This window comes from Pseudomonas syringae (assembly GCF_021605415.1).
GTDB classification, from domain to species: Bacteria; Pseudomonadota; Gammaproteobacteria; order Pseudomonadales; family Pseudomonadaceae; genus Aquipseudomonas; species Aquipseudomonas syringae_S.
Genome location: NZ_WKEQ01000016.1, coordinates 96,999 through 105,751, shown reverse-complemented (window position 1 = coordinate 105,751; position 8,753 = coordinate 96,999). Strand labels below are relative to the sequence as shown.

The 8,753-nt window shown below is 58.2% G+C and carries 6 protein-coding genes and 1 pseudogene; 6 read left to right on the top strand and 1 reads right to left on the bottom strand.

What is annotated here, in order from left to right; all coding sequences use genetic code 11:
* The 5 genes and pseudogenes from GIW69_RS13920 to GIW69_RS13900 form a co-directional block, all read left to right on the top strand.
* Positions 1-1,200, top strand: a pseudogene (locus tag GIW69_RS13920) (hypothetical protein); the annotation flags it as partial.
* Between the two features lie 788 nt (positions 1,201-1,988).
* A complete protein-coding gene (locus GIW69_RS13915; RefSeq protein ID WP_236483253.1) occupies positions 1,989-3,614 on the top strand; it encodes an NADP-dependent glyceraldehyde-3-phosphate dehydrogenase in 1,626 nt (541 codons plus the stop codon).
* Between the two features lie 114 nt (positions 3,615-3,728).
* Positions 3,729-4,100: a DUF3302 domain-containing protein gene (locus GIW69_RS13910; RefSeq protein WP_236483252.1), complete on the top strand. Its 372-nt coding sequence runs from the start codon at positions 3,729-3,731 to the stop codon at positions 4,098-4,100.
* A 3-nt stretch (positions 4,101-4,103) separates the two neighbouring features.
* The gene (locus tag GIW69_RS13905) at positions 4,104-5,063 is read left to right on the top strand and encodes an HlyD family secretion protein (protein ID WP_236483251.1); all 960 of its coding nucleotides are present in this window, start codon (positions 4,104-4,106) and stop codon (positions 5,061-5,063) included.
* 137 nt (positions 5,064-5,200) lie between these two features.
* Complete coding sequence (locus GIW69_RS13900; RefSeq protein WP_236483250.1) at positions 5,201-6,241, top strand: FUSC family protein; 1,041 nt, start codon at positions 5,201-5,203, stop codon at positions 6,239-6,241.
* A gap of 3 nt (positions 6,242-6,244) precedes the next feature.
* Here GIW69_RS13900 and GIW69_RS13895 read toward each other — a convergent pair whose 3' ends face one another.
* On the bottom strand, positions 6,245-7,561 hold the full coding sequence (locus GIW69_RS13895; protein ID WP_236483249.1) for a chloride channel protein: 1,317 nt from the start codon (positions 7,559-7,561) through the stop codon (positions 6,245-6,247).
* Positions 7,562-7,714: 153 nt separating this feature from the next.
* Between GIW69_RS13895 and GIW69_RS13890 the strand changes: the two genes are divergently transcribed.
* Entirely contained in the window at positions 7,715-8,710 is a 996-nt protein-coding gene (locus GIW69_RS13890; RefSeq protein ID WP_236483248.1) for a TRAP transporter substrate-binding protein, read from the top strand.
* The last annotated feature ends 43 nt before the right edge of the window (positions 8,711-8,753 follow it).

Below are 8,753 nucleotides of genomic sequence, written 5' to 3'. Positions count from 1 at the left end.
CTCATGAACCTGACATCCACCGGCAAACTGCGCTGTAACGACTGGCCGCATATTGCCCTACGCCAATACGTTTGGCTGCGTCTCGACGGAACATTGGAGGACGATAGCAAGTTTGAAAAAACGATTTTGCAGCCGACGGCCAGTGAAACTAATGCTGACTGGATAAGAAACGGTTATTACGAACACGCGGCCCCCTTTGCCGACTTGAAGCGGCTGAAAGATGGTTCGACACTTGCGTTGTCCTTCAAGGCCGCGCTGGGCCAGAGTACGGAAGAATCGCAGGCGGTGACGTTTCCGCTGCGCACTTATACGGTAAGGGCTGTGGAATTGGTACGCCCTGAAATCACCAGAATCGAGGATGCCAAAGGAAATGAAATCCCCGAAGGCAGCCACACCGTCGAAACCACCGTGATCCTGACCGGCACCGCCGCCAAAGGGCAAAAAGTGCAAATCCTCGACGGCGCCGACGACATGGGCGAAGCCACCGCCGATGCGTCTTCGGGTATCTGGAGCAGGGAACTGAGAGGCCTGGGCCTGGCACTCCACAGGTTTACTGCCGCGGCGCTGTACGGCAACGGTCAGACCTCCGCCGAGCGTACCTTGACCGTGATCACCGGACTCATCATTGACACTACCGAACTCGTCCTCGACGGCCGCACGATTACCGTCCGCGGAACCAACTTAGGATTAACTCTCTCGGGAAATTTCCCGGCTGGTTCATATAATTTCCGTGTTCCATCCAATGGCGTTCCCCCTTACACCTACCAATCGTCGGACGAGAACGTCGTTAGCGTCTATGGGGATGCGGGCCTCGTATACAGCGAGGGAGACGGCACTGCGACCATCTTGGTCACCGATGCAAACGGCAGCTACGGCTCCTACCCAGTACGGGCGTCTAACGTGATTCAACTCCTAATAGGCCCGGTTCTTAACGGCGACCAAGCGTATCACTGGCGCTTGGCGCAAAAAGCTGACGAAATTGACACAACCGCAACCACGCTCATTAACTTGAAGTACACAAATCATCCCACCTCGTACTTAATGGTCACGGGCGGGGGGGAGCCCTTCTATCTTAATGATTCCTGGGTAGTAGGCATTTTCACCTGGCACCCGCACGGCCTTTTAAAGGATCTCCCACTCCCTGCTGGATTCGCACTCACCACTGCAGTCACCCGGAGCACCAGTGTGGTGGTCAGCTGATTCCGGTCACCTGTCGAACCAGCCGCTACGTTCTTAAGCTCGCGGGAAAAGAAGACGGTGGCCTTTTTTAAGATGCGTTATCCATCTTGGGCTGCCAGTATTCGTCGAAATTCCCGCGTTTGTCAGTCATGAAAAACTCCTCGATAGGAGCATTTCTACCTATCGGGGTGTCTGGAAAAATCAGACCGCTACGCTTCTTATCTTGTTGCTGACAAAACAACATCAAAAGATCGAAGCCTGCAGCAGCTCCTAACAGTCTGGATGGTGTGGCTGGCTCAGAAATAGATGGGCCAAGTGACGATGATTTTGTTGCCGCGCACGGCCATTCAGATCGCCGAATTGCAGCAGCACCGCTTCGATCCTCGCGTGGAATGTCGCTTATTTATGACGTCAGAGAATGACAACGACGGCAACGGATTGAGGGCATTGCAGGACAGCGACGGGACTTACAAGGCCAGGATTTCGCGAGAACGCCCCTGCCCCTGCAAAAGCCGGGCTTGCCCGCGAATGCGGTGGATCAGGCAACAACGATGCTAAGTGTGCTGACGCCTTCGCGGGCAAGCCCGGCTCCGACAGGGGGCGGGGTGCTTGCAGATTGAGGGTTTCCAGCCGGGGGCAAACGGGTCTAGGCTTGGGGCACAAGACCTAGACCTGCCTCCATTCAATGTAGAAGCGAGACTGCTCGCGATAGCGGTGTGTCTGCCTGTGAAGGGTTGGCTGACACCGCCTTCGCGAGCAGGTTCGCGCCTACAGGTATCGAATCCACTCTCCATATTCGGGGTAGCGACATGAATGAATCACAGATCCTTGGCAACCTGTTTCCCAGCGCTGAAAGCATCCCGGAAAAATACCGCCTCGAAGGCCAGGTCGAGCAACGTGAATACCTCGTCGACGGCGAACTGCGCCGCTGGGACGGCCCGCTCGGCACGGTGCGCAGCCCGGTTTATCTGCACGGCGACAACGGCGATGAACAAGTAATCCTCGGTAGCACGCCGCTGCTTGACGCCGACACCGCTCTCACCGCCCTCGATGCTGCCGTGCGCGCCTACGACCGAGGTCAGGGTTTATGGCCGACCATGCGCGTGGCCGAACGTATCCAGCACGTCGAAGCGTTCCTCGGGCGCATGCGTTTGCAACGTGAAGCCGTGGTCAAATTGCTGATGTGGGAGATCGGCAAGAACCTCAAGGACTCGGAAAAAGAGTTCGACCGCACCTGCGACTACATCGTCGACACGATCAATGCCCTGAAAGAACTCGACCGCCGCTCCAGCCGTTTCGAACTGGAACAAGACACGCTCGGGCAGATTCGTCGCGTACCGATGGGCGTGGCGCTGTGCATGGGGCCTTACAACTACCCGTTGAACGAGACCTTCACCACGCTGATCCCGGCGCTGATCATGGGCAACACCGTGGTGTTCAAACCGGCCAAGCTTGGCGTCTTGCTGATTCGTCCATTGCTCGAAGCGTTCCGCGACAGCTTCCCGACCGGGGTGATCAACGTCATCTACGGCAGCGGCCGCGAGACCGTCAGTGCGCTGATGGCCAGCGGCAAGATCGACATCTTCGCCTTCATTGGCACCAACAAAGCCGCCAGCGACCTGAAGAAACTGCACCCGAAACCACACCGCTTGCGTGCTGCGTTGGGCCTGGATGCGAAGAACCCGGGCATCATCCTGCCGGAAGTGGATCTGGACAATGCGGTCAACGAAGCGGTCACCGGTTCCCTGTCGTTCAACGGCCAGCGCTGCACCGCGCTGAAAATCCTCTTTGTTCATGAAGACGTGGTTGAGTCGTTCATCGAGAAATTCAATGCCAAACTCGCCACGCTCAAACCGGGTATGCCTTGGGACAGTGGCGTGGCGCTGACGCCGTTGCCGGAGTCGGGCAAGGTCGATTACCTGCATGCACTGGTGGCCGATGCGGTGAGCAAAGGCGCGGCGGTGGTCAATCCCAATGGCGGTGAAGCCCGTGCGTCGTTTTTCTACCCGGCGGTGCTGTACCCGGTAACGCCGCAAATGCGCGTTTATCAGGAAGAGCAGTTCGGCCCGGTCGTGCCAATCGTGCCGTACCGTCACCTGGATACCGTGATCGATTACGTGCTGGAGTCGGATTTCGGCCAGCAGCTGAGCCTGTTCGGCACCAACCCGGTCGCCATCGGGCGACTGGTCGACACCTTCGCCAATCAGGTCGGACGTATCAACCTCAACGCCCAGTGCCAGCGCGGCCCGGACACCTACCCCTTTAACGGACGAAAAAATTCCGCCGAAGGCACCCTGTCGGTACACGATGCATTGCGCGTGTTCTCCATTCGCACGCTGGTGGCGACCAAGTTCCAGGACAGCAACAAGGATCTGATCAGCGAGATTATTCGCGGGCGTGATTCGAGCTTCCTGACCACCGATTACATCTTTTAACTTTCGAAATAACGGCGAGGAGTGACATCAACTTCGGGTCTAAACCCGGGCCATATTCCGTAGAACAGTGACTACACTGAGCCCAGCAGTTCGCGTGATGCTCGGAGATCAATCATGCTTGATTACTTCGCATTGGGCTTGTTGGTCTTTGTCGGGCTCGTCCTGTTTTACGGGATCATTGTCCTTCACGACATTCCTTATGAAATTGCCGTCCACCGCAATCACCCGCACCAGGATGCGATTCATGCCACCGGCTGGGTCAGTCTGTTCACCTTGCACGCGCTCTGGCCTTTTCTCTGGATCTGGGCGATGGCGTACCGGGAAGATCAGGGCTGGGGATTTGGTGACGGCAAATCCGTACAAAGTCATGTCGCTCGTCTGGAGTTGCAGATTGGCGAACTGCAGAGTCGGATCGAACGGCTCGAAACACCGGCAGTGGGCTCGCCCGCTACGTCGCCTGCCGGTCACCCTGGCGAAGGCGTCTAAATCATGGATCTTCTGCTGATTCTGACCTACACCGCCATTTGCGTCGCCATCTTCAAAATCTTCCGTATCCCGTTGAACAAGTGGACCGTTCCCACCGCCGTGCTGGGCGGGATCATCATGATCGGGGCGCTGATCTTCACGATGAACTACAACCATCCTTATTCTGAAGTCGCCCGCTCTTATTTTGTTTCCGTTCCGGTGATTCCGATTGTCAGCGGCAAAGTCATCGACGTGCCGGTGCAAGGCAATGAGCCCCTGGAAAAAGGCGATGTGCTGTTTCGCATTGATCCCACCCCGTTTGAGAACCGGGTGAAATCGCTCAAGGCACAACTGGTGGCCGCCAAGGGTGATCGTTATCGGATCACCGAACTGATCAAGCGCAATTTCGGCACGCAGCGCGAACTGGATACGGCAATTTCACGATCCGATGACTTGCAGGCGCAACTGGATAATGCCCAGTTCGAACTGGACAACACCACCGTTCGCGCGCCAAGCAAGGGCTTCGTCACCCACGTCTCATTACGTCCAGGCATGATGGCGACCAAGTTGCCGCTGCGGCCGTCCATGGTGTTCATTCCGGATGAAGGACAATACTTTGCGGCGTGGATGCGCCAGAACAGTCTGTTGCGCCTGACGGCCGGTGATGAAGCCGAAGTCGCGTTTGACGGCATTCCCGGCCAGGTTTTTGCGGGCCGGGTCAAAAATGTCATCACCGTGATTGCCGAAGGCCAGGTGCAGCCGTCCGGAACACTGATTGGTTACACCGGCTCGCCACCCGCCGGACGCGTGCCGGTGATCATTGAAATCACCGATCCGCAATTCGCTCAGTACAGCAAGCAGATGCCCGGCGGGGCTTATGGGCAAGCGGCGGTTTACAGTCAGCACTTTCACCACATCGCGACGATGCGCAAAATCCTTCTGCGCATGGCCGCGTGGATGAATTACATCTTTCCGTTCCATTGACCTGCGAAACCACGCAATCCCGTCCGGCGTGGCGGTGGTGTTGAGCGCCGCAGTTTGCCAAACTGGCCCGACACTCAGCCTTACGCACCGACGAGGAATTCGCACTGAGCACGTTCAGCACCCACCGTTTGCCGCCCTTGCTACGTCGGGTCCTGCGCCCACTGCTGGATCCGTATCGCCGTTACCGCCACGCCCGGGTGATTCACTCGGTGCGGGTCGCACTGGGATTATTGGCAACCATCTTGCTCACAACCGGGATCAACCTGCCCCACGGTGAATGGGCCTCGGTGACGATGCTGGTGGTGATCGGCGGCTTGCAGCATCACGGCAACATCGGCAAAAAAGCTGCGGAGCGTGCCACCGGAACGTTGATTGGCGCCGCTGTCGGCTTGCTGCTGGTGGCGCAACACGCCTGGCTCGGCCTACCGTGGCTGACGTATTTCGCCATGGCCGTGGTCTGCGGATTTTTTTCCTACCACGCCATCGGCAAAGGCGGTTACACCGCCCTGCTTTCGGCAATTACCGTATTCATCGTCGCCGGCCACGGTGACAACCCGATCACCGACGGTTTGTGGCGTGGGGTCGACATTCTCATCGGCATCGCATTGGCCCTGGCGTTTTCTTTCGCCCTGCCGCTGTACGCCGTTTATTCGTGGCGCTACAACCTCGCTGATGCCTTGCGCGATTGCGCCACGGTGTACGGGCGGATCATTAGTGGACAAGCGGTCAGCGCCGACGAACATTTGAAGCTGATGGGCCGGTTGAACTCGGTGATGATCCAGCTGCGCTCGCTGATGCCGTCGGTGTCCAAGGAGGTCAAAGTGTCGATGACCGAACTCGATGCCATCCAGCGCAACCTGCGCATGTGCATCAGCACCCTGGAAATCCTCGGCAATACCCGCCCCGATGGCAATGACGCCGAGGCCATGGCCCATTTGCAATCGGCGTTGAAAGCCGAACACCGGCAGATTCGTGTGCAGTTGATCGGCATGGCGCGGGCGCTGAAGTCCGGCGCGTCTCAGCGACTGGCGCGACCGATGGAGTTACCCGATGCCAGCCTCGACGCACCGGTGTACAACACGCTGGACGGCTACCGTTTACTGACCCGGCAACTGGCGGCCAACGTCGGCGAAATGCGCCAGCGCCTGGCGAAGACGGCGCCGCGCTGGAATATCTGATCCTCAATCTCTGCGGGCTCTTGCATCCACCTGGACTGATTGCAGGAACCCTCGAGCCAATTGCTGATACAACTCCGGCCCCAACCGCGCGCTCACCGCTTTGGCAATCAGCGCGACGGCCATCAGGCTGATGACCATGCCATGGCTGTCGATCATCTCCATGACGATGATCGCCGAGGTAATCGGCGACTGAGTCACTGCCGAGAGGAAGCCGGCCATGCACAGCGCAATAATCGGCTGCGTCGCCAGCCCGAACAGTTCCGCCGCGTTGGCACCGACAGCCGCGCCGACTGCAAGTGACGGCGCGAAAATACCGCCGGGAATGCCGGAGAAGTACGTCACCACGGTTGCCAGAAACCGCGTCACCGGCGCATGCCATGGCAGGCCGGTATCAGAGACGATGATCTGGGAGGTGACGCCGTAACCGCTGCCGAATGACATCCCGCCACTGACCCAGCCCAACATCGCCACGATCAGCCCGCAGGCCCCGGCAAACCAGACGGGGTGCACGCGCCGCCATTCCCACAAGACAAAGCGCTGATGCCGCTGCGGCCACAACAGCATCCGGCTGAACAAACCGCCCAAGAGACCGCAGCCGATACCCGCCGCCAATACCGGAACGACAATATCGAGCTTGATGTCTTGCACGTCGAAGTGGCCGAAATAGTTGTAGTTACCCTGCAAGGCGATGGCGACCATCCCCGACAGAATGATCGTGCTTAGTAAGACGCCGCTGGTGCGGGTTTCCAGTTTGCGTCCCAGTTCCTCGACGGCAAACGCGATACCGGCCAAAGGCGTGTTGAACGCCGCCGCGATGCCCGCAGCGCCGCCGGCCAGGATCAAATCTTCGCTGCGGATGATCCGTGCATTCGGCAGATAACGATGGAAAAAATGCATGATCGACGCCGCGACCTGCACGGACGGGCCCTCGCGTCCCGCCGAGAATCCGCCGGTCAGCGCCAGGGTGCCGAGGCTGATCTTGGCGAAGGCAATGCGCAGCGAGACCAGCTTGTCGACTGGTTTGCCCTGATGCGCCAACCGTGTCGCGGCGATGACTTGGGGAATACCGCTGCCCTGAGCGCCGACAAAAAAACGCGTGGTCAGCCATACGACCAACATGCCCACCAACGGCGTGTAAACAAACGGGAGCCACGGCCGCTCGGCAGTCTGCAAGGCAAATTGAGTGAGCGCGAGGTCAGCCAGTCGAGCGAACAGGACGACGAGCAGCCCGGCGAGCGTGGCGGCAACCCAGAGCGTCACGCGGGTGCGCCAGCGGAGAGAGGCAAAACGGCGTCGCAACAGAAGAATCGGTTTGATCACTCGAGCGTTTTCCAATCGATGTTCAACATGGCAATGATGGCAGACTACCCTCTTCACGACGTTTTGTGCCTAAACTAGAGCGTGTCCGCCGTAGGAATGCGCCGTACCGCATGGAGCTACAGTAAAACAAAATAATAAGAGGAATTTACCGACATGTTGAAAACCATCTACAAAGCCCTGGCTTTGACCCTCGCCATGGGTGCCGTGAACACGGCCATGGCGGCTGACCCGATCATCATCAAGTTCTCCCACGTGGTTGCCGACCAGACCCCAAAGGGCCAGGGCGCGATCATGTTCAAGAAACTCGTGGAAGAACGCTTGCCCGGCAAGGTCAAGGTCGAGGTCTACCCCAACTCCTCGCTGTTTGGCGATGGCAAGGAAATGGAAGCGCTGCTGCTCGGCGACGTCCAGATCATCGCGCCGTCACTGGCCAAGTTCGAGCAGTACACCAAGACCGTCCAGTTGTTCGATTTGCCCTTCCTGTTTGACGACATCGCCGCTGTTGACCGCTTCCAGCTGAGCCCGCAGGGTCAGGGGCTGCTCAAGTCCATGGAAAGCAAAAACATCACCGGCCTGGCCTATTGGCACAACGGGATGAAGCAGCTGTCGGCCAACAAACCGCTGCGTGTCCCCGGTGACGCACGGGGTCTGAAGTTCCGTGTACAAGCGTCTGCGGTGCTTGAAGAGCAGTTCAAGGTTTTGCGTGCCAACCCGCGCAAAATGAGTTTCGCCGAGGTGTATCAAGGTTTGCAGACCGGCGTGGTCAACGGTGCGGAAAACCCGTACTCGAACATCTACAGCCAAAAAATGCATGAAGTACAGAAGTACATCACCGAGTCCAATCACGGTGTGCTGGATTACATGCTGATCACCAACACCAAGTTCTGGAACGGCCTGCCGCCAGACGTGCGTAGCGAACTGGACAAGATTCTGGTCGAGGTCACCGCTCAGGTGAACAAAGACGCCGAGAAGCTTAACCAGGATGCCAAGCAAAGCATCGTCGCTGCGAAAACCACTGAAATCATCCTCCTGACGCCTGAGCAGCGTCAGGAATGGCGAGAAGCAATGAAGCCTGTCTGGAAGAAGTTCGAAGCGGACATCGGGCCTGACCTGATCACCGCTGCCGAAGCTGCCAACAAGGCTCAATGATCCGTCGGCAAGTGTTGGCACCCTGACAGCACTTGCCGCCTTC